The organism is Citrobacter meridianamericanus (assembly GCF_041320245.1).
In the GTDB taxonomy this organism is placed as follows: domain Bacteria; phylum Pseudomonadota; class Gammaproteobacteria; order Enterobacterales; family Enterobacteriaceae; genus Citrobacter; species Citrobacter meridianamericanus.
The window spans coordinates 3,449,672-3,476,589 of the sequence record NZ_CP101036.1 but is presented as its reverse complement, the minus strand read 5'-3'; the positions used below and the strand labels follow the sequence as shown (position 1 = coordinate 3,476,589).

The 26,918-nt window shown below is 51.1% G+C and carries 22 protein-coding genes; 16 read left to right on the top strand and 6 right to left on the bottom strand.

The features are described 5' to 3' along the window. Nucleotides 1-864 carry a dimethyl sulfoxide reductase anchor subunit family protein gene (locus NMD08_RS17105; RefSeq protein WP_187252723.1) on the top strand — a complete coding sequence of 288 codons (864 nt, stop codon included), beginning with the start codon at nt 1-3 and terminating at the stop codon, nt 862-864. 29 nt (nt 865-893) lie between these two features. On the opposite strand, the gene ycaC is transcribed toward NMD08_RS17105, so the two are convergent. Beyond that, on the bottom strand, nt 894-1,520 hold the full coding sequence (gene ycaC / locus NMD08_RS17100) for an isochorismate family cysteine hydrolase YcaC (protein ID WP_370618642.1): 627 nt from the start codon (nt 1,518-1,520) through the stop codon (nt 894-896). 385 nt (nt 1,521-1,905) lie between these two features. Between ycaC and NMD08_RS17095 the strand changes: the two genes are divergently transcribed. Then, the gene (locus tag NMD08_RS17095) at nt 1,906-3,054 is read left to right on the top strand and encodes an MFS transporter (protein WP_187259766.1); all 1,149 of its coding nucleotides are present in this window, start codon (nt 1,906-1,908) and stop codon (nt 3,052-3,054) included. A gap of 214 nt (nt 3,055-3,268) precedes the next feature. Next, nucleotides 3,269-4,690, top strand: coding sequence for an amino acid permease (locus NMD08_RS17090; protein WP_151217918.1), 1,422 nt, complete (start codon nt 3,269-3,271; stop codon nt 4,688-4,690). Nucleotides 4,691-4,733: 43 nt separating this feature from the next. On the opposite strand, the gene pflA is transcribed toward NMD08_RS17090, so the two are convergent. The 4 genes from pflA to ycaO form a co-directional block, all read right to left on the bottom strand. Further along, a complete protein-coding gene (gene pflA / locus NMD08_RS17085) occupies nt 4,734-5,474 on the bottom strand; it encodes a pyruvate formate lyase 1-activating protein (RefSeq protein WP_003035751.1) in 741 nt (246 codons plus the stop codon). Nucleotides 5,475-5,659: 185 nt separating this feature from the next. Further along, the gene (gene pflB, locus NMD08_RS17080; protein WP_003035753.1) at nt 5,660-7,942 is read right to left on the bottom strand and encodes a formate C-acetyltransferase; all 2,283 of its coding nucleotides are present in this window, start codon (nt 7,940-7,942) and stop codon (nt 5,660-5,662) included. Nucleotides 7,943-8,001: 59 nt separating this feature from the next. Continuing rightward, the gene (gene focA, locus NMD08_RS17075; RefSeq protein ID WP_003035756.1) at nt 8,002-8,859 is read right to left on the bottom strand and encodes a formate transporter FocA; all 858 of its coding nucleotides are present in this window, start codon (nt 8,857-8,859) and stop codon (nt 8,002-8,004) included. Nucleotides 8,860-9,264: 405 nt separating this feature from the next. Continuing rightward, on the bottom strand, nt 9,265-11,025 hold the full coding sequence (ycaO, locus tag NMD08_RS17070; RefSeq protein ID WP_370618640.1) for a 30S ribosomal protein S12 methylthiotransferase accessory factor YcaO: 1,761 nt from the start codon (nt 11,023-11,025) through the stop codon (nt 9,265-9,267). A 136-nt stretch (nt 11,026-11,161) separates the two neighbouring features. Between ycaO and NMD08_RS17065 the strand changes: the two genes are divergently transcribed. From NMD08_RS17065 to NMD08_RS17005, 13 genes are all read left to right on the top strand, one after another. Next, nucleotides 11,162-11,854, top strand: a complete 693-nt coding sequence (locus NMD08_RS17065; protein WP_151225128.1) for a DUF421 domain-containing protein — start codon at nt 11,162-11,164, stop codon at nt 11,852-11,854. Nucleotides 11,855-12,066: 212 nt separating this feature from the next. Beyond that, the gene (gene serC, locus NMD08_RS17060) at nt 12,067-13,155 is read left to right on the top strand and encodes a 3-phosphoserine/phosphohydroxythreonine transaminase (RefSeq protein ID WP_151217919.1); all 1,089 of its coding nucleotides are present in this window, start codon (nt 12,067-12,069) and stop codon (nt 13,153-13,155) included. A gap of 68 nt (nt 13,156-13,223) precedes the next feature. Beyond that, a complete protein-coding gene (gene aroA / locus NMD08_RS17055) occupies nt 13,224-14,507 on the top strand; it encodes a 3-phosphoshikimate 1-carboxyvinyltransferase (RefSeq protein WP_187259762.1) in 1,284 nt (427 codons plus the stop codon). 171 nt (nt 14,508-14,678) lie between these two features. Then, entirely contained in the window at nt 14,679-15,362 is a 684-nt protein-coding gene (gene cmk, locus NMD08_RS17050) for a (d)CMP kinase (protein WP_005123561.1), read from the top strand. Between the two features lie 113 nt (nt 15,363-15,475). Beyond that, nucleotides 15,476-17,149: a 30S ribosomal protein S1 gene (gene rpsA / locus NMD08_RS17045; protein ID WP_003035776.1), complete on the top strand. Its 1,674-nt coding sequence runs from the start codon at nt 15,476-15,478 to the stop codon at nt 17,147-17,149. A gap of 159 nt (nt 17,150-17,308) precedes the next feature. After that, entirely contained in the window at nt 17,309-17,593 is a 285-nt protein-coding gene (ihfB, locus tag NMD08_RS17040; RefSeq protein WP_003035780.1) for an integration host factor subunit beta, read from the top strand. A gap of 206 nt (nt 17,594-17,799) precedes the next feature. Beyond that, nucleotides 17,800-20,064 (top strand): ComEC family protein, encoded by a 2,265-nt coding sequence (locus NMD08_RS17035; RefSeq protein WP_151225130.1) that lies wholly within the window; start codon nt 17,800-17,802, stop codon nt 20,062-20,064. Nucleotides 20,065-20,100: 36 nt separating this feature from the next. Beyond that, nucleotides 20,101-21,849: a lipid A ABC transporter ATP-binding protein/permease MsbA gene (gene msbA / locus NMD08_RS17030; RefSeq protein WP_151217921.1), complete on the top strand. Its 1,749-nt coding sequence runs from the start codon at nt 20,101-20,103 to the stop codon at nt 21,847-21,849. Further along, a complete protein-coding gene (gene lpxK / locus NMD08_RS17025) occupies nt 21,846-22,823 on the top strand; it encodes a tetraacyldisaccharide 4'-kinase (protein ID WP_187252718.1) in 978 nt (325 codons plus the stop codon). Before msbA ends, lpxK begins: the two co-directional genes overlap by 4 nt. A gap of 41 nt (nt 22,824-22,864) precedes the next feature. Beyond that, complete coding sequence (locus tag NMD08_RS17020) at nt 22,865-24,097, top strand: winged helix-turn-helix domain-containing protein (protein ID WP_370618637.1); 1,233 nt, start codon at nt 22,865-22,867, stop codon at nt 24,095-24,097. Between the two features lie 51 nt (nt 24,098-24,148). After that, entirely contained in the window at nt 24,149-24,331 is a 183-nt protein-coding gene (gene ycaR, locus NMD08_RS17015; protein WP_151217924.1) for a protein YcaR, read from the top strand. Beyond that, entirely contained in the window at nt 24,328-25,074 is a 747-nt protein-coding gene (kdsB, locus tag NMD08_RS17010; protein WP_016152452.1) for a 3-deoxy-manno-octulosonate cytidylyltransferase, read from the top strand. Before ycaR ends, kdsB begins: the two co-directional genes overlap by 4 nt. Before the next feature lie 163 nt (nt 25,075-25,237). Next, on the top strand, nt 25,238-26,131 hold the full coding sequence (locus NMD08_RS17005; protein ID WP_151217925.1) for a YcbJ family phosphotransferase: 894 nt from the start codon (nt 25,238-25,240) through the stop codon (nt 26,129-26,131). On the opposite strand, the gene elyC is transcribed toward NMD08_RS17005, so the two are convergent. After that, nucleotides 26,108-26,884 carry an envelope biogenesis factor ElyC gene (gene elyC / locus NMD08_RS17000; protein ID WP_187252716.1) on the bottom strand — a complete coding sequence of 259 codons (777 nt, stop codon included), beginning with the start codon at nt 26,882-26,884 and terminating at the stop codon, nt 26,108-26,110. The two genes, NMD08_RS17005 and elyC, sit on opposite strands and share 24 nt — an antisense overlap. Nucleotides 26,885-26,918: the final 34 nt, after the last annotated feature.

The window sequence follows — 26,918 nt, the reverse complement described above, 5'->3', positions numbered from 1 at the left end:
ATGGGAAGTGGATGGCATGAATGGCCGCTGATGATCTTCACGGTCTTCGGACAGTGTGTGGTTGGTGGCTTTATTGTTCTGGCGCTGGCGCTGATGAAAGGGGACTTACGTCCTGAAACGCAGCAGCGCGTGATCGCCTGCATGTTTGGACTGTGGGTATTGATGGGTATTGGCTTTATTGCTTCTATGCTTCATCTGGGCTCGCCGATGCGCGCCTTTAACTCACTCAATCGTGTAGGGTCTTCGGCGTTGAGTAACGAAATTGCCAGCGGCTCCATCTTCTTTGCCGTTGGTGGTATCGGCTGGCTGCTGGCCACGTTGAAAAAAATGTCGCCCGCGTTACGCAATCTGTGGTTAGTTGTCACCATGGTACTGGGCGTGATTTTTGTCTGGATGATGGTACGTGTGTATAACACTATCGATACTGTACCGACCTGGTACAGCGTCTGGACACCGTTGGGCTTCTTCCTGACGATGTTTATGGGCGGTCCGCTGCTGGGGTATCTGTTACTGAGAATTGCCGGTGTTGACGGTTGGGCGATGCGCTTGCTGCCGGCTATCTCAGTGCTTGCTCTGGTGGTGAGCGCCATCATGTCAGTAATGCAGGGGGCTGAACTGGCGACGATCCACAGTTCGATTCAGCAGGCGTCTGCGCTGGTTCCGGATTACGGATCGCTCATGGCGTGGCGGATTGTGGCGCTGGCATTAGCGCTGTGCTGCTGGATTGTACCGCAAGTGAAGGGTTACCAGCCTGCAGTTCCGTTGCTTTCCGTCGCATTTATTCTGTTGCTTGTTGGAGAGTTAATAGGTCGTGGCGTGTTCTACGGCCTGCATATGACCGTTGGTATGGCGGTAGCGAGCTAAATGATAAACCGGGGCTTAGCCCCGGTTTTTTACTTCTGTTTCGTTAACGTGTCGTAGCTGGTCATCAGATTGCGATAATCGGGGATGTGGTTAGAGAACAACGTTGCCAGCCCCTCGATATCGCTGCGCCAGTCGCGGTGCAGCTCGCATGCGACGCCAAACCACGTCATCAGTTGAGCACCGGCCTGCGACATCCGATCCCATGCTGAATGGCGGGTAATTTCATTAAATGTGCCTGAGGCATCGGTGACAACAAAGACGTCAAAACCTTCTTCAATAGCCGAGAGCGCAGGGAAGGCAACGCAAACTTCCGTCACGACGCCGGCGATAATCAGCTGTTTTTTGCCGGTCGCTTTCACCGCTTTCACGAAATCTTCATTATCCCACGCGTTAATGTTTCCGGGGCGAGCAATATAGGGCGCGTCGGGAAATTGCGCTTTTAGCTCCGGCACCAGCGGCCCATTGGGTCCGGTCTCAAAACTGGTTGTCAGAATGGTCGGGAGTTTGAAGTATTTTGCTAAGTCACCGAGGGCAAGCACGTTATTTTTAAATTTATCGGGATCGATATCCCGAACCAGAGAGAGCAGGCCAGCCTGATGGTCGACCAGCAGTACTGCCGCATTATCTTTATCAAGTCTCACGTAAGGTTTAGTCATGATATTTCTCCTGTTCAGCATCAGTGGGGAAAATTTGATGAGTTTAAGTCTACAGAGAGAGCGAAATTTGGATTAGATAGGTAAAAAGGAACTCACAGTTCTATTTTGAGGACAATGCAGGTTTGCATCCCGCATAGAGTTTAGTAAGAAATAAAAGCACGGGGAGTCCATGAAATTTTTCGACTGAACGGAACGCGAGATTTTTGTTTTAGATCAATAAAAACAAGCAGATGTGTTTTTGAGCTTTTTATCTATTCACATTAAGAATCAGTAATGCAAATCGATCGGCCAGAAAGCGCCACAGCCCTCTGATTACGCCGATTGACAATGTTTTTGGCAGTGGCATGATGCGCATGAAATTTGAACTTCCTCACGGTTTTTATTCATGTCCACCTATACTCGTCCCGTCATGCTGCTGCTGTGCGGGCTGCTTCTGTTGACCCTGGCGATCGCCGTGTTAAACACGCTCGTCCCGCTTTGGCTCGCCCATGAAAACCTGCCCACCTGGCAGGTAGGCGTGGTGAGCTCGTCTTACTTTACCGGTAATCTGGTAGGGACGTTGTTGACCGGGTATTTAATCAAACACCTTGGCTTTAATCGCAGCTATTACATCGCCTCGTTTATTTTTGCTGCGGGTTGTGTCGGGTTGGGGATTATGGTGGGATTCTGGAGCTGGATGACCTGGCGCTTTATCGCCGGTGTTGGCTGCGCCATGATTTGGGTGGTGGTGGAAAGCGCGCTGATGTGCAGCGGGACTTCGCGTAATCGCGGACGTTTACTTGCCGCCTATATGATGATCTATTATGTGGGGACGTTTTTAGGCCAGCTGCTGGTGAGTAAAGTATCCACGGAATTGATGAACGTCCTGCCGTGGGTGACAGGGACTATCCTGGCTGGTGTTTTGCCACTGCTCTTTACTCGCATTGCCAATCAGCAGGGTGATGAGCAGAAGTCCACACCTATTGTCTCCATGCTGAAACTGCGACAGGCGCGCCTGGGCGTGAATGGCTGTATCATTTCCGGGATTGTGCTGGGGTCTTTGTATGGCCTGATGCCGCTGTATCTCAACCATCAGGGAGTGAGCAACGCCAGTATTGGCTTCTGGATGGCTGTTCTGGTTAGTGCCGGAATTCTGGGACAGTGGCCGATTGGCCGCCTGGCGGATAAGCTGGGACGCCTGTTGGTTTTACGCGTCCAGGTTTTCGTGGTCATCGTTGGCAGTATCGCCATGCTAAATCAGGCGGCGATGGCGCCCGCATTGTTTATGTTGGGTGCTGCAGGTTTTACCCTCTATCCGGTGGCGATGGCCTGGGCCTGTGAAAAGGTGGAACATCATCAGCTGGTCGCCATGAATCAGGCATTGTTATTAAGCTATACCGTGGGCAGCCTGCTTGGTCCTTCATTTACCGCGATGCTGATGCAAAATTATTCAGATAGCTTGCTGTTTATCATGATCGCCAGCGTATCGTTTATTTATTTACTGATGCTGTTACGTAAAACGGGCCATACGCCCAATTCTATTGCGCATGTTTGATCTGATTTAACACAAACCGACCAGGTTCCCATACATATTGTTTATGTATGCTTTATGTGGACCTGGTATTATTTAATCGCACGCATCTGTCCTGAAAATAAAGTGTGCAGAAGGTTATAGTTTTACATCCCGCCGTTTCCGCTCGTTCATTTTAACGCGCATAATCCCACGCCTTATATATTAATACTCAAAAAGCTTCTACGAAGGATCGCGTATGGCTGGTGTGCAGGAAAAACAATTGCGATGGTACAACATCGCATTGATGTCGTTTATCACCGTTTGGGGTTTTGGCAACGTTGTTAACAACTATGCTAATCAGGGACTGGTTGTTGTCTCCTCATGGATATTTATTTTTGCGCTCTATTTTATTCCCTATGCGCTGATTGTTGGACAACTTGGTTCTACCTTTAAAGATGGGAAAGGCGGGGTCAGTACCTGGATTAAGCACACGATGGGGCCAGGCCTTGCCTATCTTGCTGCATGGACCTATTGGGTCGTGCATATTCCTTATCTGGCGCAAAAGCCGCAGGCCATTCTGATTGCGCTGGGATGGGCGCTAAAAGGCGATGGGTCACTGATAAAAGAGTATACCGTTGTGGCCCTGCAAGGACTGACGCTGGCGCTATTTGTCTTTTTCATGTGGGTTGCGTCCCGTGGTATGAAATCACTGAAAATTGTGGGCTCAGTGGCGGGCATCGCGATGTTCGTGATGTCTATTCTGTATGTCGTGATGGCGGTAACTGCTCCGGCGATCACCGATGTGCAGATAGCAACAACCAATATCACATGGGAATCGTTCATCCCGCATATCGATTTTACCTATATTACCACGATCTCAATGCTGGTCTTTGCCGTTGGCGGCGCCGAGAAAATATCACCTTACGTTAATCAGACACGTAATCCGGGCAAAGAATTTCCGAAAGGGATGCTCGTCCTGGCGGTGATGGTGGCAGTGTGTGCGATCCTCGGGTCGCTGGCCATGGGGATGATGTTTGACTCCCGGCATATTCCTGATGATCTCATGACCAATGGTCAATATTACGCCTTCCAGAAATTGGGCGAGTATTATGGTATGGGTAACTCGCTGATGGTTATTTACGCTATTGCCAACACATTAGGACAGATCGCGGCATTAGTATTTTCTATTGATGCACCGCTTAAAGTTCTGCTGGGCGATGCGGATCGTAAATATATTCCGGAAAGCCTGTGTAAAACCAATGCCTCGGGGACACCGGTCAATGGTTATATTCTGACGCTGGTGCTGGTAGCGATTTTGATTATGTTGCCAACCCTGGGGATTGGCGACATGAACAATCTCTACAAGTGGTTGCTAAATCTCAATTCAGTCGTGATGCCATTGCGTTATCTATGGGTGTTTGTGGCGTTTATTGCTGTTATTCGCCTGGCGCAGAAGTATAAGCCGGAATATGTCTTTATCCGGAATCGATCGCTGGCGATGACGGTGGGGATCTGGTGCTTCGCTTTTACCGCATTTGCTTGTCTGACCGGGATCTTCCCGAAAATGGAAGCCTTTACCCCTGAGTGGACATTCCAGCTCACGCTGAATATCGTGACGCCGTTTGTGCTGGTAGGATTGGGGTTGATTTTCCCGCTACTGGCGAGAAGAGGGCGCTAAGGTAGAGTCTGGTGGGTAACGGGTCCGTTACCCACCATAAATATCAATACATCACTTTATGTCCATATTGCTCGAGAATGCCTTTCACGCGCTCCATGGTCTCTTTCTTCGGCGGCTTAACGCCGTCCAGCTTGTACTCTTCACCCATCGCCACCCATTTGTGCTTGCCCAGTTCGTGGTAAGGCAGCAGCTCGATTTTTTCGACGTTGCCCATATCGCGGGTAAACTCGCCCAGGCGGTGTGCGGAATCGTCATCGTCAGACCAGCCAGGCACGACTACGTAGCGGATCCAAACCTTGATATCTTTGTTAGACAAATAGCGAGCGAACTCCAGCGTACGATGGTTAGATACGCCTACCAGATTCTGATGGATTTCATCGTTCATCTGTTTGAGATCGAGCATTACCAGGTCGGTGACTTCCAGCAGTTCATCAATCACCGGATCGTAGCGGCGAACAAAACCGTTGGTATCCAGACAGGTATGAATGCCTTCTTTTTTACAGGCGCGGAACCAGTCACGTACGAATTCAGCTTGCAGGATAGCCTCACCGCCGGACGCTGTCACACCGCCGCCGGAAGCGTTCATAAAGTGGCGATAGGTCACGACCTCTTTCATTAATTCATCGACGGTGACTTCTTTACCGCCGTGCGTATCCCATGTGTCGCGGTTGTGGCAATACAGGCAGCGCATCAGGCAGCCCTGGAAAAAGGTAATAAAACGGATGCCCGGGCCATCAACAGTGCCACAGGATTCAAAGGAGTGAATGCGACCAATAACTGACATTGCGGTGTTTCTCCAGGTGTGGCCCATCCGGGGCCAGTGTTAGTGCACAGTTATTAACTGTGTCGAGTCTGTTTTGGCTGATATCCATAAGTATAGATAGCTGACAAAGCAGGCTATTAAAAAGGCCCCACTTACGTGGAGCCTTTATTGTACGCTTTTTAAAGTACGATTTCAGTCAAAACCAATTACATGGTCTGAGTGAAGGTACGAGTAATAACGTCCTGCTGCTGTTCTTTAGTCAGGGAGTTAAAACGTACTGCGTAGCCAGAAACACGGATGGTCAGCTGCGGATATTTTTCCGGATGTTCCATCGCATCCAGCAGCATTTCACGGTTCATGACGTTCACGTTCAGGTGCTGACCACCTTCGATGGATGCTTCGTGGTGGAAGTAGCCATCCATCAGACCAGCCAGGTTGGTCTTACGAACTTCGTCGTCTTTACCCAGTGCGTTCGGAACGATAGAGAAGGTGTAAGAGATACCATCTTTAGCGTATGCAAACGGCAGTTTAGCAACGGAGGTCAGAGAGGCAACAGCACCTTTCTGGTCACGACCGTGCATTGGGTTAGCACCCGGTCCGAATGGCGCGCCAGCACGACGACCGTCTGGGGTGTTACCCGTTTTCTTACCATAAACCACGTTAGAGGTGATGGTCAGAACAGACTGAGTCGGGATAGCGTTACGATAAGTAGTCAGTTTCTGAATTTTCTTCATGAAACGTTCTACCAGATCAACCGCCATGTCATCAACGCGAGAGTCGTTGTTACCAAACTGCGGGTATTCGCCTTCGATTTCGAAGTCGATAGCCAGACCGTCTTCGTCACGAATCGGCTTAACTTTCGCATATTTGATTGCAGACAGGGAGTCAGCAGCGACGGACAGACCAGCGATACCACACGCCATGGTGCGGATAACGTCACGGTCATGCAGTGCCATCAGAGAGGCTTCGTAGCTGTACTTGTCGTGCATGTAATGGATAACGTTCAGTGCGGTGACGTACTGTTTAGCCAGCCAGTCCATGAAGTGATCCATGCGGTCCATCACTTCGTCGAAGTTCAGAACGTCGCCTTTGATCGGTTCAGATTTAGGACCAACCTGCATTTTCAGTTTTTCATCAACGCCGCCGTTGATTGCGTACAGCATGGTTTTCGCCAGGTTTGCACGCGCACCGAAGAACTGCATTTGTTTACCAACAACCATCGGGCTTACGCAGCAAGCGATAGCGTAATCGTCGTTGTTGAAGTCCGGACGCATCAGGTCATCGTTCTCGTACTGCAGAGAAGAGGTGTCGATGGACACTTTAGCGGCGAATTTCTTGAAGTTCAGAGGCAGTTTTTCAGACCACAGAACGGTGATGTTCGGCTCCGGAGAAGGACCCATGGTGTACAGGGTGTTCAGGAAGCGGAAGCTGTTTTTGGTAACCAGAGTACGGCCATCAACGCCCATACCACCGATAGATTCAGTTGCCCAGATTGGGTCACCGGAGAACAGTTCATCGTATTCTGGGGTACGCAGGAAGCGAACCATACGCAGTTTCATGACCAGGTGGTCAATCATTTCCTGAGCGTCTTGTTCGGTGATTTTGCCTGCTTTCAGATCGCGTTCGATGTAAGCATCCAGGAAGGTGGATACGCGACCGAAGGACATTGCTGCGCCGTTCTGAGATTTAACCGCGGCCAGGTAGCCGAAGTAAGTCCACTGGATAGCTTCCTGAGCGTTGGTAGCCGGACCAGAGATATCGCAGCCATATTTAGCAGCCATTTCTTTGATCTGACCCAGTGCGCGGTGCTGTTCAGCGATTTCTTCACGCAGACGGATAGTTGCTTCCAGGTTTACGCCGTTTTCCAGATCGGACTGCAGAGAGACGAACTGAGCGTATTTGTCTTTCATCAGGTAGTCGATACCGTACAGCGCAACGCGACGGTAGTCACCGATGATACGGCCACGGCCATACGCATCTGGCAGACCAGTCAGAACACCGGATTTACGGCAGTTCAGAATGTCTTTGGTGTAAACATCGAATACGCCCTGGTTGTGGGTTTTGCGGTATTCGGTGAAGATTTTTTTCAGCATCGGGTCCAGTTCGCGGTTGTACGCTTTGCAGGAACCTTCAACCATTTTGATGCCGCCAAACGGAATGATCGCACGTTTCAGCGGAGCTTCAGTCTGCAGACCAACAATTTTCTCGAGCGCTTTGTTGATGTAGCCAGCGTCGTGAGAAGTGATGGTAGAAGCAACGGAGGTGTCAAAGTCAACAGGCGCGTGAGTGCGGTTTTCCTGTTTAACGCCTTCCATCACGCTGTCCCACAGTGCAGTGGTCGCATCAGTTGCGCCAGCCAGGAAGGACTCGTCACCCTCATATGGAGTGTAGTTTTTCTGAATGAAGTCACGTACGTTTACTTCATTCTGCCAGTCACCTTTGGTAAAACCTTCCCAGGCTGTGGCTAACTTTTCATTAAGCTCGGACATGTAACACCTACCTTCTTAAGTGGATTTTTTATTTACTGCGTGTAATGGGCATCATCAGATTAATGATGATCGTTACCACGCAGATAAATGACCCAGTATGTCAACCCGACCAACAAACCGCCGCCGATAATGTTACCGATCGTAACCGGAATCAGGTTATCGGTGATGAAATTCATCACGGTCAGGTGAGAAAAATTCTCCGGAGAAGACCCAACAGCGGTCCAGAATTCCGGGGTGGCGAAATCGCGTATTACAATACCCATAGGGATCATAAACATGTTTGCGATACTGTGCTCAAAACCGCTGGCAACAAACATTGCGACCGGTAATACCATGATAAACGCTTTGTCCATCAGGCTGCGGCCAGAGTAGCTCATCCATACCGCCAGGCACACCATCAGGTTAGCAAGGATGCCAAGGCTTACTGCCTCAACAAAAGTATGGTGCACTTTGTGGTCGGCTGTTTGCAGGACGTTGAGCCCCCACGCGCCGTTGGCGGTCATGTATTCGCCGGAAAGCCACATCAGTAGCACGAAGAGCAAGCAACCCACCAGGTTACCGACATACACGTTAAGCCAGTTTTTAGCCAATTGGCCCCAGGTAATACGACCACTGGCTTTTGCTACGACAATCAATACGGTTGAGGTGAAGAGGTCTGCGCCGCAGACAACGCAAAGAATCAGCCCCAGGGAAAAGCAGATACCACCTACTAATTTTGCCATGCCGAAAGGCATAGTTCCGGTACCGGTTGTTGCGGTGATATAGAAAACAAAGGCAATTGAAATGAATACACCGGCAGTAATTGCCAGATAGAACGTCTTAAGCGGATGTTTCGTTGCTTTATAGACGCCTGCTTCTTCGGCAACTTTGGCCATTGCAGCAGGAAGAATAAGATCAAAAGGGTTGTCAGCTTTCACACTAACTCTCTCTTTATTAAGTCGGCGACGAGATACTAACAAAGCATTATAGATGAGAATTTGATATAGATCATATCTCGCCTGGCTTATAGGCCCGTAAGACGCATGGTTTTTATGCAATTACGGAGTAACTTGTTGATTATCCACATAAAAATAAATTTTAAAAATTATAAAGTGAGTTGAATTTTTTCTTTTTGTCTCCTGTTAGACGGTTAATTAAAATGGAGTAATTGAGATAAAAAACTGCATTAATACGCTAATTTTTTTAATATCAACTACTAATATTTAACCTTGTTTTTACATTTATTTTCCGATTTGACCAAAATAAAAAAACAGGGCGCTCAAAGCGCCCCGTAATATATCCCAGACAAAACTTTTAGCCTACTTAGCGCAGGCTGACTGTCATTATTTTGACCAATGTGCCGCTTTCGCGCGCTGTAGTTTTTCATAGGCTTTCAGCAGAGACTGATGCGCCGGGAAAGCCTGCAGATCGCTATCAACGGTTTGCAACCCGTAGAATGGCGCTTCGCCACTCAATGCTGCACTTGCCGCTTCAACCGCCTCGGCACCGTACATGCGGACAAACGCATTCAGATATTGCAGCGGCTGACGATCTTCTTCCTGAGAGAGCAGAAGCAGCGTTTGCAGACAGCGGTAGTAGTTGGCACGTTCAGCGCTAAAGACGGAGGCATTGAATTCCATCGTCCATTCTGTCCAGACCAGCGCCTGCTCCAGGTCGCCACCGGCCAGCGCCAGCATCACTTTTAGCTCGCCAATACGCAGGGTGTACCAACCGTTATCCGCGCCGGTTGCCAGACCAAGTAGTTCGCGGACGCGGGTGAAGTCGTCAAAGCCTTCTTCATCCAGTTGTTCGATCAGGTTGAGATAGTCTTCTTTATCCCATTCACTTCCCGGCAGAGAGAGGATGGTGTCACGCAGATGGGCGCCCATGGCGTTGTTGGCTAACCACAGATCTTCAGACGGGTAGATGTCAGACATTCCCGGAACAATAATGCGGCAGGCGTAAACGCTCAGATGCTCATAGTCGGCGATATACACTTCTTTATCTTCAGCATTGAAGATAGCCATTAGGGTGGCGAACTCTTCTTCCGTGGTGCCAGAGAAATTCCAGTCAACGAACGGATAGTCGGCATCCTGCTTGAACAGATCCCATGAAATCAGACCGCTGGAATCAATGAAGTGGGTTTCAAGGTTAGTGTGTTCAGCCACTTCTTCGTCGTCAAAAGTCGGTGGGGTGAAGACATCAAGGTCTTTCAGACCACGGCCCTGCAACAGTTCAGTGACGGTACGCTCCAGTGCTACGCCGAAATCCGGGTGCGCGCCGAAGGAGGCAAAGCAGGTACCGTTCGCCGGGTTGAACAGGACAACGCAAATCACCGGATACTTGCCGCCCAGCGAGCCATCGTAGGCGAAAATTGGGAAACCTTCCGCTTCCAGTTTGGCGATGGACTCCACCACAGCCGGATAGCGCGCCATGACTTCGGCCGGGATTTCCGGCAGGCTGATGCTTTCCGCAATAATGCGGTTCTTCACATGACGCTCAAAGACTTCAGACAGGCCCTGAACGCGAGCTTCGTTTCGCGTGTTACCCGCAGACATGCCGTTAGAAACATACAGGTTGCCGATAATATTCATCGGTATATAGACGGTCTGGTTATCAGACTGGCGGGTAAACGGCAGACCGCAGACGCCACGTTCTTCATTACCGGACTGTAGATCGATAAGCATGCTGCCAGTCAGTTCGTTTTCTGGATCGTAAAACGCTCGCAGTCGTGCATCCAGCAGACCTTCTGGTACATCGTCGTTTTCAGTCAGCGGGAACCATTTTTCGTTCGGGTAATGCACGAACGGACCGTTGGCGATGGTTTCACCCAGCCAGAAATCCGCAAAGAAGTAGTTAGTCGACAGACGCTCAAAGTATTCGCCCAACGCGGAAGCCAGTGCCGCTTTTTTTGTCGCGCCTTTCCCGTTGGTAAAGCACAACGCGCATTCTTTGTCGCGAATATGTACAGACCAGACGTTAGGGACGGGATTCAACCACGAGGCTTCCTCAATTTGAAAACCAAGGTCGAGCAATTTTTGCTGGAAGCGAGCGATGGAGTCTTCCAGAGCGGCATCTTTGCCGGGGATAAATGTTTGCGTCATGAAAATCACTTTTGTCGTACGGAAAGCGCGCAATGATACGGGTTTTCAATGAACGGCGCTATCGTCGCCGGATTCCAGGCGTAAATAAAAGCATTAGCTATGCTTTCTTACAGCCAACCACGTTTAGAGCATATTAATGAAAGCATTCGATTTACACCGTATGGCGCTTGATAAAGTGCCGATGGATTTTCTGGGCGAAGTTGCTTTGCGCAGCCTCTATACCTTTATATTGGTTTTTCTGTTTTTAAAAATCACCGGACGTCGCGGCGTACGTCAGATGTCGCTTTTTGAAGTCCTGATCATCCTTACGCTGGGTTCCGCAGCGGGAGACGTGGCGTTTTATGATGATGTTCCAATGCTGCCGGTGCTGGTGGTCTTTATTACCCTTGCAGTGCTGTACCGGTTGGTAATGTGGTTGATGGCACACAGCGAAAAAATGGAGGATTTGCTGGAGGGGAAGCCTGTTGTGATCATTGAAGATGGTGAGCTGGCATGGTCAAAGCTCAATAGCGCCAATATGACGGAATTCGAGTTCTTTATGGAATTGCGTTTGAACGGCGTAGAGCAATTAGGACAGGTGAAACTGGCCATTCTGGAAACGAACGGGCAAATCAGCGTCTATTTCTATGCCAATGAAGATGTAAAGCCGGGACTCAGTATTCTGCCAAAACGCTGTACGCAACGCTTTAAGATAATGCCTGAAGCTGGGGACTATGCCTGCATACGTTGCAGTGAAGTGGTGCAAATGAATGCCGGCGATCATCAATTATGCCCGCGCTGTGCAAATCCAGAATGGTCGAAGGCCAGTCGGGCAAAACGGGTTACCTGACAGCGAAAATCTCGGTTTTTACCCGTCAATCCGATAGATTCTGTTGTGTGACCAACGACACATTTTTACCCTGGTCATTTTTACCCATTGCGGCGCGTGTCACTGAATGATAAAACCGATATCCACAGGAATAACTTATACCAATATCTGTCACCGGATTATCGTCAATGACAGGATGTTGATTGGACAACAACACAACGTGGTGAGGGGAAATGGCTCAGGTCTTCAATTTTAGTTCAGGTCCGGCAATGCTACCGGCAGAAGTACTTAAACTGGCTCAACAGGATCTTCGCGACTGGAACGGTCTTGGCACGTCGGTGATGGAAATTAGCCACCGTGGCAAAGAATTCATTCAAGTCGCAGAGGAAGCAGAGCAGGATTTTCGCGATCTTCTCAGTATCCCCTCCAACTATAAAGTGTTGTTCTGCCATGGCGGTGGCCGTGGGCAATTCGCGGGTATCCCGTTAAATATTCTGGGTGACAAAACCACGGCGGATTACGTGGATGCTGGGTATTGGGCCGCCAGTGCAATTAAAGAAGCGAAGAAGTACTGTACGCCAAACGTTATCGACGCCAAAGTCACCGTTGACGGACTGCGTGCCGTTAAGCCGATGAGTGAATGGCAGCTTTCTGACAATGCGGCGTACTTGCACTATTGCCCGAATGAAACCATCGATGGCATTGCGATCGATGAAACGCCGAATTTTGCCAGCGACGTGGTGGTTACGGCGGATCTGTCCTCGACCATTCTTTCCGCACCGATTGACGTAAGCCGCTATGGCGTAATTTATGCCGGAGCGCAGAAAAACATTGGCCCGGCGGGGCTGACGATTGTCATCGTGCGTGAAGATTTGCTGGGTAAGGCCCATGTGTCTTGCCCGTCAATCCTCGATTATACCGTGCTGAATGACAACGACTCCATGTTTAATACGCCGCCAACTTTTGCCTGGTATCTGTCTGGCCTGGTCTTTAAATGGCTGAAAGAGCAGGGCGGTGTTAACGCGATGGATAAAATTAACCAGCAAAAAGCGGAACTGCTGTATGGCGTAATCGATAACAGCGATTTCTACCGTAATGACGTGGCGAAATCGAACCGTTCTCGCATGAACGTCCCGTTCCAGTTGGCTGATAGCACGCTGGATAAACTCTTCCTGGAAGAGTCTTTCGCTGCGGGCCTGCATGCGCTGAAAGGGCATCGTGTGGTCGGCGGTATGCGCGCGTCCATCTACAATGCAATGCCGCTGGAAGGTGTAAAAGCGCTGACCGATTTCATGGTCGATTTCGAGCGTCGCCGCGGTTAATCAGCTTTATTTTCATCCCCACAGCCAACCTGTGGGGTTTTTATGTCTGTTTTTGAGAGTCGAGTTTCATGGAATCCCTGACGTTACAACCCATTGCGCGGGTGGATGGCACCATCAATCTGCCTGGATCCAAAAGTGTTTCTAACCGCGCTTTGCTGCTGGCTGCATTAGCAAATGGCACCACTGTTCTGACCAACCTGTTGGACAGCGATGATGTCCGCCATATGCTTAATGCTCTGAATGCGTTAGGGATTATCTATACCCTTTCAGCCGATCGCACGCGTTGCGAGATAATCGGTAATGGCGGTGCGCTGCATGCAGAAGGTGCTGTGGAGCTGTTCCTTGGCAATGCCGGAACCGCAATGCGCCCGCTGGCCGCAGCGCTGTGCCTGGGCAACAATGACATCGTGCTCACGGGCGAACCGCGCATGAAAGAGCGCCCGATTGGTCATTTGGTTGATGCGCTACGCCAGGGCGGAGCCAACATTGAATACCTGGAGCAGGAAAACTATCCGCCTTTACGTCTGCGCGGTGGTTTCACCGGAGGACAGGTTGAGGTTGACGGCAGCGTATCCAGCCAGTTCCTCACGGCATTGCTGATGACTGCGCCGCTGGCGCGGCAGGACACGACGATCGTCATTAAAGGCGAGCTGGTATCCAAACCTTACATTGATATCACACTGAACCTGATGAAAACGTTTGGTGTTGAAATTGAGAATCAGAACTACCAGCGCTTTGTCGTGCAGGGTCAGCAGCAGTATCAGTCGCCGGGTGCATATCTGGTTGAAGGTGATGCTTCATCAGCTTCCTATTTTCTCGCGGCAGGCGCTATTAAAGGCGGTACGGTAAAAGTCACCGGGATTGGCCGAAACAGTATGCAGGGTGATATTCGCTTCGCTGATGTACTGGAAAAAATGGGGGCGAAAATCACCTGGGGTGATGACTTTATTGCCTGTACTCACGGTGAGCTGAATGCAGTAGATATGGATATGAACCATATTCCCGATGCGGCGATGACCATTGCCACGGCTGCGTTGTTCGCTAAAGGCACCACGACCTTACGTAATATCTACAACTGGCGCGTCAAAGAGACCGACCGCCTGTTCGCGATGGCGACCGAGTTGCGTAAAGTGGGGGCGACGGTGGAAGAGGGCGAGGACTATATTCGCGTTACACCGCCAGCGACGTTACAGTTTGCAGATATCGCGACCTACAACGATCACCGCATGGCGATGTGTTTCTCGCTGGTGGCGTTGTCTGACACGCCGGTAACCATTCTGGACCCTAAATGTACTGCCAAAACCTTCCCGGATTATTTCGAACAGCTGGCGCGTATTAGTACACCTGTCTGATTTTATTGCCGCACCCTTGGGTGCGGCACATTCCGTCATCTCCGGCTGTCTATTTATTCTACACTCAGCTTCAATGATTCTGCATTTTTCACACAAAGATAACGATCGTTGTCGTTGGCGCGTATAATGCGCGGCGTTCACGTTAACGTATGCCCGTTTAAGGAGAAAAAGATGACGGCAATTGCCCCGGTTATTACCATTGATGGCCCAAGCGGTGCAGGAAAAGGCACCTTGTGCAAGGCAATGGCGGAAGCATTGCAGTGGCATCTGTTAGATTCAGGCGCGATCTACCGCGTACTGGCGCTCGCAGCGTTGCATCACCATGTTGATGTCACTTCTGAAGATGCTCTGGTACCGCTTGCCTCACACCTGGATGTGCGTTTTATCTCAACGGACGGCAACCTGGAAGTCATTCTGGAAGGCGAAGATGTTAGCGGCGAAATCCGCACCCAGGAAGTGGCGAATGCAGCCTCTCAGGTCGCTGCGTTTCCTCGCGTGCGCGAAGCGCTGTTACGCCGCCAACGCGCATTTCGTGAAGCGCCCGGCCTGATTGCCGACGGGCGTGACATGGGAACCGTGGTGTTCCCGGATGCTCCGGTGAAAATTTTTCTGGACGCCTCCTCGCAAGAACGTGCGCACAGACGTATGCTACAGTTGCAGGAAAAGGGCTTTAGTGTTAACTTTGAACGCCTTTTGGCCGAGATCGAAGAACGCGATTACCGCGATCGTAATCGTGCTGTAGCGCCGCTTGTTCCCGCTGCTGATGCTTTAGTTTTGGATTCAACCCGATTAAGCATTGAGCAAGTGATTGAAAAAGCGTTACAATACGCGCGCCAAAAACTGGCTCTCGCTTAAGTGCGACCGAATTTGCAGTACCCCCGTTGCAATGGATTGACAGCGGGTATGTTAAACAACCCCATCCGGCACGGAGCCAGGTGGACGTTAAATATGAAACCTGAAGATTAAACATGACTGAATCTTTTGCTCAACTGTTTGAAGAATCCTTAAAAGAAATCGAAACCCGTCCGGGTTCCATCGTTCGTGGTGTTGTTGTTGCTATCGACAAAGACGTAGTACTGGTTGACGCTGGTCTGAAATCTGAGTCCGCCATTCCGGCAGAGCAGTTCAAAAACGCCCAGGGCGAGCTGGAAATCCAGGTTGGTGACGAAGTTGACGTTGCTCTGGATGCAGTAGAAGACGGCTTCGGTGAAACCCTGCTGTCCCGTGAAAAAGCTAAACGTCACGAAGCTTGGATCACGCTGGAAAAAGCTTACGAAGAAGCTGCAACCGTTACTGGTGTTATCAATGGCAAAGTCAAGGGTGGCTTCACTGTTGAGCTGAATGGTATTCGCGCGTTCCTGCCGGGTTCTCTGGTAGACGTTCGTCCGGTCCGCGACACGCTGCACCTGGAAGGCAAAGAGCTTGAATTCAAAGTAATCAAGCTGGATCAGAAGCGTAACAACGTTGTTGTTTCCCGTCGTGCCGTTATCGAATCCGAAAACAGCGCAGAACGCGATCAGCTGCTGGAAAACCTGCAGGAAGGCATGGAAGTTAAAGGTATCGTTAAGAACCTCACTGACTACGGTGCATTCGTTGATCTGGGTGGCGTTGACGGCCTGCTGCACATCACCGACATGGCATGGAAACGCGTTAAGCATCCGAGCGAAATCGTAAACGTTGGCGACGAAATCACTGTTAAAGTGCTGAAGTTCGACCGCGAGCGTACTCGTGTATCTCTGGGCCTGAAACAGCTGGGCGAAGATCCATGGGTAGCTATCGCTAAGCGTTATCCGGAAGGTACCAAACTGACTGGTCGCGTGACCAACCTGACCGACTACGGCTGCTTCGTTGAAATCGAAGAAGGCGTTGAAGGCCTGGTTCACGTTTCCGAAATGGATTGGACCAACAAAAACATCCACCCGTCCAAAGTTGTTAACGTTGGCGACGTAGTGGAAGTTATGGTTCTGGATATCGACGAAGAACGTCGTCGTATCTCCCTGGGTCTGAAGCAGTGCAAAAACAACCCATGGCAGCAGTTCGCGGAAACCCACAACAAGGGCGACCGTGTTGAAGGTAAAATCAAGTCTATCACTGACTTCGGTATCTTCATCGGCCTGGACGGCGGCATCGACGGCCTGGTTCACCTGTCTGACATCTCCTGGAACGTTGCAGGCGAAGAAGCAGTTCGTGAATACAAAAAAGGCGACGAAATCGCAGCCGTTGTTCTGCAGGTTGACGCAGAGCGTGAGCGTATCTCTCTGGGCGTTAAACAACTCGCAGAAGATCCGTTCAACAACTGGGTTGCACTGAACAAGAAAGGCGCAATCGTAAACGGTAAAGTCACTGCAGTTGACGCTAAAGGCGCAACCGTAGAACTGGCTGACGGCGTTGAAGGTTACCTGCGCGCTTCTGAAGCTTCCCGTGACCGCGTTGAAGATGCAACTCTGGTTCTGAGCGTAGGCGACGACGTTGAAGCGAAATTCACCGGCGTTGATCGTAAGAACCGTGCAATCAGCCTGTCTGTTCGTGCTAAAGACGAAGCTGATGAGAAAGATGCAATCGCAACTGTTAACAAACAGGAAGATGCTAACTTCTCTAACAACGCAATGGCTGAAGCTTTCAAAGCAGCTAAAGGCGAGTAATATCGAGTGCTCTAAATCCTTTGTGCTGTTAACAGCACAAAGGGTGACGAGTAGCTTGACAGATTACAGGATTCGTCCTGTAATCAATGACAAAGGGCGGCTACGGCCGCCCTTAATCAATGCAGCAGCTAATTATGCCTTTAAGGAACCGGAGGAATCATGACCAAGTCAGAATTGATTGAAAGACTTGCAACCCAGCAACCTCATATTCCCGCGAAAGCGGTTGAAGATGCAGTTAAAGAGATGCTGGAACATATGGCCTCGACTCTTGCGCAGGGCGAGCGTATTGAAATCCGCGGTTTCGGCAGCTTCTCTTTGCATTACCGCGCACCACGCACCGGACGTAATCCGAAGACCGGCGATAAAGTGGACCTGGAAGGAAAATACGTTCCGCACTTTAAACCAGGTAAAGAACTGCGCGATCGCGCCAATATTTACGGTTAAGTTTTTAGCGAAACTTAACGCCGAGAAAAGCACCCGCATGGGTGCTTTTTTCATTTCTGTTTGCTAATTCCGGAATCCTCATCCCAGTTAATTTGTACGTTACTTCCGCCGCTAAATGTCAGCGGAACGCACGCCGTATAACGATAAATTGTTGCCAGACAACTGTCGAAGAGTGCTGCACACTCCCTGCTACAGGGAGGTAATTGATGAAAATAACAACGGTTAGTACGTGCGCATTATTCGGCATTCTCCCGCTTATATTATTACCCGTGCTGCCAGGCATGCTGTGCATCAGCGTTGTATTTTGTCTGGCGTGTGTACTCTGTCTTTTTTCCTGTAGGCATTTGCGTTTTGCCGGAATAACCCTACTGTTCTTTCTTTGGGGCATCCTGGCAGCAAAAGATGCTCTGTGGGCTGGTAATACGCTCCCTGCGAAAACCCAGCAAGCTGTTGTGCGGATAACCGGAACTGACAATATGACGACGCACTATGGTCAGATTACGCATCTGCAGGGGAAACGCCTCTTTCCCTCCGTCGGAATTATCCTGTATGGACAGTACTTACCTGGTGACGTTTGTGCGGGTCAGACATGGGCGATGACGCTGAAGGTCCGTGCCGTACACGGCCAATTGAACGAGGGAGGATTTGATAGCCAGCGTTATGCGTTGGCGCAGCACCAACCCTTGACGGGACGATTTTCGCAGGCCTCGGTTATCACACCACAATGTAGCCTGCGAGCGCAGTATCTTGCCTCGTTGAAAACCACGCTAGCTGATTTCTCCTGGCAGCAGGTCATACTGGGGCTGGGAATGGGGGAGCGCTTGTCCGTGTCGCAAGAGGTGAAATACATTATGCGTGATACCGGCACGGCGCATTTGATGGCGATTTCCGGGCTGCATATTGCATTTGCCGCCCTTCTGGCTGCAGGAATAATTCGCGCGGGCCAATTTTTCATGCCAACCAGGTGGATTTGCTGGCAGATTCCGTTAGTAGGGGGGATCGTCTGTGCAACATTCTATGCCTGGCTAACGGGGTTGCAACCCCCGGCATTACGGACGGTTGTTGCGCTGCTGGTCTGGGGGGCGCTAAAACTTAGCGGCAGGCAGTGGAATGGATGGTCGGTGTGGATCTGTTGTCTGGCAGCCATTCTGGTGGTAGATCCTGTCGCCGTTCTTTCACAAAGTCTGTGGTTGTCTGCTTTTGCCGTTGCAGCGCTGCTGTTCTGGTATCAATGGGTTCCTGCGCCAAATTGGCCGTTATCGTTCGTTGGACGTCAATTCCTGGCGCTTGCTCATCTGCAACTGGGTATTACGCTTCTGCTTCTGCCGGTGCAAATCGCGATGTTCCACGGTTTCAGTCTGACCTCTTTTCTGGCGAATTTGTTTGCCGTACCGCTGGTCACGTTTATTGCCGTACCCTTGATATTAGCAGGCATGATCGTGCATTTAACCGGGCTGGTGATGGTTGAATCGGGCCTGTGGTTTTTAGCCGATCGCTCTCTGGCGCTGCTGTTTTGGGGACTCAGGAGCCTGCCTGAAGGGTGGACCAATATTGATGCACGCTGGCAAGGGTTTGCATTTTTACCCGGACTGACGATCATCGCATGGCGCCTAAATATCTTGCGTACGCTACCGGTGGTCTGTTTCACGGTGCTGATTATATTGAGTGGGCCATTCTGGCGTACCTCACGTACTGATGTGTGGCAAGTGCATATGCTGGATGTCGGGCAGGGGCTGGCGATGGTGATTGAGCGTAATGGGAAAGCGCTGCTTTATGATACAGGTCTGGCATGGCCTGAAGGTGATAGCGCGCAACAGCTGATTATTCCCTGGTTACGCTGGCACAATCTGGAGCCGGAAGGGGTAATTTTAAGCCATGAGCATATGGATCACCGGGGCGGGTTAGGCTCGCTGCAGAAAGCCTGGCCGTCGCTATGGATAAGAAGTCCGCTAGGTTGGGAAGGGCATCTGCCCTGTTTTCGCGGGGAAAGTTGGCGATGGCAAGGATTAACCTTTAGTGCGCACTGGCCGGTGCGTGGCAATACAGATGTAGGGAATAACCACTCTTGCGTGGTTAAAGTTGATGATGGGTATCAGAGTATTCTGCTGACCGGCGATATTGAGTCTCCCGCTGAACAAAAAATGCTAAGTCACTACTGGCAGCATCTGCAGTCTACGGTGGTGCAGGTTCCACATCATGGCAGCAATACCTCATCATCACTGGCGTTGATTCAGCGGGTCGGCGGACAGGCTGCGTTAGCCTCTGCATCCCGTTACAATGCCTGGCGTCTACCGTCCTGGAAGGTGAAACAGCGTTATCAACAACAAAATTATCAATGGCTGGATACACCACATCAGGGGCAGATCACGCTGGATTTCTATCAAAACAACTGGCGAATACACAGCTTGCGGGATCAGATTTTACCTCGTTGGTATCATCAGTGGTTTGGCGTGTCGGAGGATAACGGGTAGAATATGCGGCTATTCTAACAAATGCCGGTTTTTTGAATGCATAACGATAAAGATCTCTCTACGTGGCAGACGTTTCGCCGACTATGGCCAACCATAGCGCCTTTTAAATCGGGTCTGATCGTGGCGGGTATAGCGTTAGTCCTTAACGCGGCCAGCGATACCTTCATGTTATCGCTCCTTAAGCCATTACTGGATGATGGTTTTGGTAAAACCGATCGCTCAGTGCTGCTGTGGATGCCGCTGGTGGTCATTGGACTGATGATAGTTCGTGGCTTAACCAGCTATGTCTCCAGCTACTGTATCTCATGGGTGTCAGGCAAAGTGGTTATGACCATGCGCCGCCGCCTCTTTGGTCACATGATGGGCATGCCGGTCTCCTTCTTTGATAAGCAGTCTACAGGTACGCTGCTGTCACGTATTACCTATGATTCAGAGCAGGTCGCGTCATCATCTTCTGGCGCGCTAATCACCGTGGTACGTGAAGGTGCCTCGATTATTGGCCTGTTTATCATGATGTTCTATTACAGCTGGCAGCTGTCATTGATCCTGATTGTGCTGGCGCCAATTGTGTCAGTGGCAATCCGAGTGGTTTCCAAGCGCTTTCGTAACATCAGTAAAAACATGCAAAACACCATGGGGCAGGTTACGACCAGTGCGGAGCAGATGCTGAAAGGCCACAAAGAAGTTTTGATTTTTGGTGGCCAGGAAGTCGAAACCAAGCGCTTTGATAAAGTCAGCAACAAGATGCGTCTGCAGGGGATGAAGATGGTTTCTGCCTCTTCTATCTCTGACCCTATCATCCAGCTGATTGCGTCTTTGGCGCTGGCCTTCGTGTTATATGCGGCCAGCTTCCCAAGCGTAATGGAAAACCTGACGGCAGGGACAATTACCGTTGTCTTCTCCTCAATGATCGCGCTGATGCGTCCGTTAAAATCGCTGACTAACGTCAACGCGCAGTTCCAGCGCGGTATGGCAGCATGCCAGACTTTATTTACTATTCTGGATAGCGAACAGGAAAAAGATGAAGGTAAACGCGTTATCGAACGTGCGACCGGCGATCTCGAGTTCCGCAATGTGACTTTCACCTATCCAGGACGTGAAGCACCGGCTCTGCGCGACATCAACCTGAACATTCCAGCGGGCAAAACCGTTGCTCTGGTTGGCCGTTCGGGATCTGGTAAATCCACCATCGCCAGCCTGATTACGCGCTTCTACGATATCGATGAAGGGCAGATTCTGATGGACGGACACGATCTGCGCGAATATACCCTGGCGTCCCTGCGCGATCAGGTCGCGTTGGTTTCGCAGAATGTGCATCTGTTTAACGATACAGTCGCCAACAACATCGCCTACGCGCGTACCGATATGTACAGTCGCGAGCAGATCGAAAAAGCGGCACAGATGGCCTACGCCATGGATTTCATCAATAAGATGGATAATGGGCTGGATACGGTGATTGGCGAAAACGGCGTCCTGCTTTCCGGTGGCCAGCGCCAGCGTATCGCTATCGCCCGCGCCTTGTTGCGTGACAGCCCGATTCTGATCCTTGATGAAGCAACGTCGGCTCTCGATACAGAATCCGAACGCGCGATTCAGGCTGCTCTGGATGAACTTCAGAAAAACCGTACTTCCCTGGTGATTGCTCACCGTCTTTCTACCATTGAACAAGCGGACGAAATCATCGTGGTGGAAGACGGTATTATTGTTGAACGTGGAACCCATAGCGAGCTGATTGAGCAGCGCGGGGTCTATGCGCAATTACACAAAATGCAATTCGGCCAATGATCGCACGAATCTGGTCTGGTGAGTCGCCACTGTGGCGGCTGTTACTTCCACTCTCCTGGCTGTATGGCCTGGTGAGTGGCGGGATCCGCCTATGCTACAAGCTTGGGCTGAAACGCGCATGGCGCGCGCCAGTACCGGTTGTGGTGGTCGGAAACCTTACAGCCGGCGGCAATGGCAAAACACCGGTGGTAATTTGGCTGGTTGAACAACTGCAGCAACGCGGGATTCGCGTGGGCGTAGTGTCGCGTGGTTACGGTGGGAAAGCGGCTGCTTACCCGTTGGTATTGACTGCAGAGACCACCACCGCAGAAGCGGGTGATGAACCGGTGCTGATAGCCCAACGTACCGGCGTGCCGGTAGCGGTATCCCCGGTAAGATCGGATGCGGTAAAAGCCATTTTGGCCCATCACGACGTGCAGATCATTGTGACGGACGATGGTCTACAGCATTATCGTCTGGCGCGGGATGTTGAAATCGTGGTTATTGATGGTGAACGTCGGTTTGGCAATGGCTGGTGGCTTCCCGCAGGCCCAATGCGGGAACGCGCAGGTCGCCTTAAATCGGTAGATGCGACTATTGTGAACGGTGGAGTTGCGCAGCCAGGGGAAATCCCGATGCGACTTGAACCTGGACTGGCGGTTAATTTACGCACGGGCGAACGCCGCGATGTGGCGCTCCTGCCCAATATTGTCGCTATGGCGGGCATCGGCCATCCACCGCGTTTTTTCGCCACACTGGAAGCGTGTGGGGCCAGAGTGCAAAAATGTATCGCGCTGGCAGACCATCAGTCTCTGACCTACAGTGAGGTCAGCGCGCTTGCCAACCCCGGACAAACGCTGGTGATGACGGAAAAAGATGCGGTTAAATGTCGTGCATTTGCTGATGAAAACTGGTGGTATTTACCGGTTGACGCTCATTTGTCAGGCGACCGGCCTGACGTGTTGCTGGATAGCTTAATCTCGCTGACTCGCTAACGGGTTCATACTGCGGCAGCGAATCATTTATGAGGCCATAAATGTCGTTGCCGCGTCTTTCTCTGACGGATGCCCGCCATCTTCACCTTGCGGCCCAGGGGCTGCTGAAAAAAACACGCCGCCGGGCAACGCCTGCAGATATTCTTCCCACCATTTCGCGCATGTCGTTACTGCAAATCGATACCATCAATATTGTCGCGCGTAGCCCCTATCTGGTGCTGTTTAGTCGTTTGGGCAATTACTCGCCCCAGTGGCTGGATGACTCACTCCTGCAGGGTGAATTGATCGAATACTGGGCGCATGAGGCCTGCTTTTTGCCACGCAGCGACTTTATGTTGATCCGCCACCGCATGCTGGCCCCGGAGAAAATGGGCTGGAAGTATCAAGCGGCGTGGATGAAAGAACATGCGCAGGAGATCGAGCAACTGCTCCAGCACATCCAGCATAACGGAGCAGTACGCTCTGTCGATTTTGAGCATCCGCGCAAGGGTGCCAGCGGCTGGTGGGAATGGAAACCGCACAAACGCCATCTTGAAGGCTTGTTCACTGCCGGGAAAGTCATGGTAGTTGAACGGCGTAATTTCCAGCGCGTGTATGATTTAACCCATCGCGTCATGCCGCACTGGGATGATGAACGCGACCTACTTTCGCAGGAAGATGCTGAAAGCGTCATGCTGGATAACAGCGCCCGCAGTCTGGGGATTTTTCGCGAACAGTGGCTGGCAGACTATTACCGACTGAAGCGCCCGGCGCTAAAAAGCTGGTGTGAGGTGCGCAAAGAACAGCAACAAATTATTCCTGTCGACGTTGAAGGGCTGGGAACGCTATGGCTGCATAGTCACCTTCAGCCGCAGTTGGAACAGGCGCTGGCGGGTAAATTAACGGCGACCCATAGCGCTGTTTTATCGCCTTTTGATCCGGTGGTTTGGGATCGTAAACGGGCAGAGCAGCTATTCGACTTTAGCTATCGGCTGGAATGCTATACGCCAGCGCCGAAACGTCAATATGGTTATTTTGTCTTGCCGTTGCTGCATCACGGGCAGTTGGTTGGGCGGATGGATGCCAAAATGCACCGCAAAACGGGCGTACTGGAGGTTATTTCGCTGTGGTTGCAGGATGGCGTCAAACCAGGGGGCACTTTGCGAAAAGGATTGTTTCAGGCGATTGATGATTTTGCCCGCTGGCAGCAGGCAACTCGCGTAACGCTGGGGCGCTATCCTGAAGGTTTATTTGCTGATGCAAGCCATGGTTGGGAAATAGACCCAGCCCTGTAAGCGATTATGTTAATATTTACGGATTCACAATCCGGTCCATCTGGAGGAACTATGGATCATCGTCTGCTTGAAATCATTGCCTGCCCGGTATGCAATGGCAAACTCTGGTTTAACCAGGAAAAACAGGAACTGATTTGTAAACTGGATAACCTTGCTTTCCCACTGCGTGATGGCATTCCCGTGTTACTGGAAACCGAAGCCCGCATTCTGACTGCTGATGAGAGTAAATCATGAGTTTTGTGGTCATTATTCCTGCGCGTTATGCGTCCACTCGTCTGCCGGGCAAGCCGCTACTGGATATCAACGGCAAGCCAATGATCGTGCATGTCCTGGAGCGTGCGCGTGAATCTGGCGCCGAACGCATCATCGTTGCGACCGATCACGAAGATGTTGCTCGCGCGGTAGAAGCGGTAGGCGGTGAAGTATGTATGACTCGCGCGGATCACCAGTCCGGTACGGAGCGCCTGGCGGAAGTTGTCGAGAAATGTGGCTTTAGCGACGATACCGTTATTGTGAACGTTCAGGGTGATGAGCCGATGATCCCGGCGGTCATTATTCGCCAGGTCGCTGAGAATCTGGCGCAGCGCCAGGTTGGTATGGCGACCCTTGCAGCCCCGATTCACAGCGCGGAAGAGGCCTTTAATCCGAATGCGGTAAAAGTTGTTCTGGACGCCGAAGGGTATGCGCTCTATTTTTCACGCGCGACCATTCCGTGGGATCGTGACCGTTTCGCCAAAAGCCTGGAAACGGTGGGTGACACCTTCCTGCGTCATTTGGGTATTTACGGCTATCGTGCCGGGTTTATCCGCCGCTATGTTAACTGGCAGCCCAGCCCGCTTGAGCATATTGAAATGCTGGAGCAGTTACGCGTGCTGTGGTACGGCGAAAAAATTCACGTTGCCGTCGCAAAAGAAGTCCCCGGAACCGGCGTAGACACTGCCGAAGACCTTGAACGCGTGCGCGCTGAAATGCGTTAGTTTTTCTCATGACACTCCCCCCGGTGATGCGAATTTTTGGGAGGAGTGTCGTATCGTTACGTTTTCCCTCCACTTTTCTTTTCATCAATTGATCTCATCCGGGTGACATCTGTCTGCACGACGCTCATTATGAAAGCAGTAGCATTAATGAGGGCAATCTGAAATGGAACAGTTGCGTGCCGAACTCAGCCATCTGCTGGGCGAAAAACTCAGTCGTATAGAATGCGTGAATGAAAAAGTGGATACGGCCCTGTGGGCACTGTACGACAGCCAGGGAAATCCAATGCCGCTGATGGCAAGAAGTTTCACTACGCCGGGTATGGCGCAGCAGCTGGCATGGAAAACTTCGATGCTGGCGCGCAGTGGAACGGTACGTATGCCCGTTATTTATGGAGTCTTAACGCACGAGGAGCATCCCGGTCCCGATGTGCTACTGCTTGAACGTTTACGCGGGGTGCCGGTTGAAGCGCCAGCCCGAACGCCCGAACGTTGGGAACATTTAAAGGATCAGATTGTAGAAGGTCTGCTGTCATGGCATCGGCAGGATAGCCGTGGCTGCGTGGGAATGGTGGATAACACGCAAGAGAATGTCTGGCCATCCTGGTATCGTCAACGAGTTGAGGTGCTGTGGACTACGTTAAGTCAGTTCAACAATACCGGGCTGACGATGCAGGACAAGCGGATCCTGTTTCGGACCCGCGAGTGTTTGCCCGCTTTATTTGAAGGATTCAATGATAACTGCGTGTTGATCCATGGTAATTTCAGTTTACGCAGCATGCTTAAAGACGCCCGTAGCGATCAGCTTCTGGCCATGGTGGGACCCGGTTTGATGCTGTGGGCACCCAGGGAATATGAATTGTTCCGTTTAATGGATAATGCGCTGGCGGAAAGCCTGCTATGGCAATACCTGCAGCGCGCGCCAGTAGCGGAGTCGTTCATCTGGCGGCGCTGGTTATATGTGTTATGGGATGAGGTGGCGCAATTGGTTAACACCGGGCGTTTTAATCGTTCCAACTTTGACCTGGCTACGAAATCACTGCTGCCGTGGCTCGCCTGAACCTTTTAGCCACTGCCATATGCGCCCCAGCGTTTCGTAACCCGCGCGGTCGCTATGCATCAGCCAGACGGGTGAAGGAATCGCGCGTTCCCACGGATTAAGCGGAGAATCAATCGCTAACTGATTAGCTGGCGCTGGCAAAGGATGTAACCCGGCCTGCTGGAAGAAGATCATCGCTCGCGGCAAGTGTGAGGCTGAGGTTACCAGCAAGAACGGCGCGTTACCGATGGCCTGTTTTACCGCGGCGGCTTCTTCTTCGGTATCTTTCGGTTGATCCAGGGTGATTATTTCATCGGCTGGCACCCCCAGCGACTGCGCAACGCGTGCACCAGCTTCTGCGGTACTGACGTTATTAGTTTTTGCGGCAGCGCCAGTAAAGATAAGCTTAGATCCCGGGTTTGCGCGCCATAGGCGAATACCTTCACTCAGGCGTGGAAGGCTGTTGTTGATCAGGTTTGAACTTGGTGCCCACTGCGGATTCCAGGTATATCCGCCCCCCAACACCACAATGTACTCCACTTTTTGTTTATCCTGCCAGGTTGGATAACTATCCTCAATCGGTTTCAACAAGCTATCGGCGACGGGCTGCAAACTTAAAAGTAACAGCGCCAGCCAACTCAGGCTAATACACACTTTCCCTGTTTTTTGAAAACGGCTAAACCAGATCAGTGCCAGGCCTATACCCATCATAATTAGCATCAGTGGCAGCGGCAGCATCATACCGCCCATCACTTTCTTCAGCGTAAAAAGCATGCTTTTTGGTTCCTTTTTTAACCATACAGCAGGG

Excerpts from the sequence above, each read along its gene's own strand:
- NMD08_RS17105 (WP_187252723.1), top strand. The coding sequence starts at position 1 with ATGGGAAGTGGATGGCATGAATGGCCGCTGATGATCTTCACGGTCTTC.
- ycaC (WP_370618642.1), bottom strand. The coding sequence starts at position 1,520 with ATGACTAAACCTTACGTGAGACTTGATAAAGATAATGCGGCAGTACTG.
- NMD08_RS17095 (WP_187259766.1), top strand. The coding sequence starts at position 1,906 with ATGTCCACCTATACTCGTCCCGTCATGCTGCTGCTGTGCGGGCTGCTT.
- NMD08_RS17090 (WP_151217918.1), top strand. The coding sequence starts at position 3,269 with ATGGCTGGTGTGCAGGAAAAACAATTGCGATGGTACAACATCGCATTG.
- pflA (WP_003035751.1), bottom strand. The coding sequence starts at position 5,474 with ATGTCAGTTATTGGTCGCATTCACTCCTTTGAATCCTGTGGCACTGTT.
- pflB (WP_003035753.1), bottom strand. The coding sequence starts at position 7,942 with ATGTCCGAGCTTAATGAAAAGTTAGCCACAGCCTGGGAAGGTTTTACC.
- ycaO (WP_370618640.1), bottom strand. The coding sequence starts at position 11,025 with ATGACGCAAACATTTATCCCCGGCAAAGATGCCGCTCTGGAAGACTCC.
- NMD08_RS17065 (WP_151225128.1), top strand. The coding sequence starts at position 11,162 with ATGAAAGCATTCGATTTACACCGTATGGCGCTTGATAAAGTGCCGATG.
- serC (WP_151217919.1), top strand. The coding sequence starts at position 12,067 with ATGGCTCAGGTCTTCAATTTTAGTTCAGGTCCGGCAATGCTACCGGCA.
- aroA (WP_187259762.1), top strand. The coding sequence starts at position 13,224 with ATGGAATCCCTGACGTTACAACCCATTGCGCGGGTGGATGGCACCATC.
- cmk (WP_005123561.1), top strand. The coding sequence starts at position 14,679 with ATGACGGCAATTGCCCCGGTTATTACCATTGATGGCCCAAGCGGTGCA.
- rpsA (WP_003035776.1), top strand. The coding sequence starts at position 15,476 with ATGACTGAATCTTTTGCTCAACTGTTTGAAGAATCCTTAAAAGAAATC.
- ihfB (WP_003035780.1), top strand. The coding sequence starts at position 17,309 with ATGACCAAGTCAGAATTGATTGAAAGACTTGCAACCCAGCAACCTCAT.
- NMD08_RS17035 (WP_151225130.1), top strand. The coding sequence starts at position 17,800 with ATGAAAATAACAACGGTTAGTACGTGCGCATTATTCGGCATTCTCCCG.
- msbA (WP_151217921.1), top strand. The coding sequence starts at position 20,101 with ATGCATAACGATAAAGATCTCTCTACGTGGCAGACGTTTCGCCGACTA.
- lpxK (WP_187252718.1), top strand. The coding sequence starts at position 21,846 with ATGATCGCACGAATCTGGTCTGGTGAGTCGCCACTGTGGCGGCTGTTA.
- NMD08_RS17020 (WP_370618637.1), top strand. The coding sequence starts at position 22,865 with ATGTCGTTGCCGCGTCTTTCTCTGACGGATGCCCGCCATCTTCACCTT.
- ycaR (WP_151217924.1), top strand. The coding sequence starts at position 24,149 with ATGGATCATCGTCTGCTTGAAATCATTGCCTGCCCGGTATGCAATGGC.
- kdsB (WP_016152452.1), top strand. The coding sequence starts at position 24,328 with ATGAGTTTTGTGGTCATTATTCCTGCGCGTTATGCGTCCACTCGTCTG.
- NMD08_RS17005 (WP_151217925.1), top strand. The coding sequence starts at position 25,238 with ATGGAACAGTTGCGTGCCGAACTCAGCCATCTGCTGGGCGAAAAACTC.
- elyC (WP_187252716.1), bottom strand. The coding sequence starts at position 26,884 with ATGCTTTTTACGCTGAAGAAAGTGATGGGCGGTATGATGCTGCCGCTG.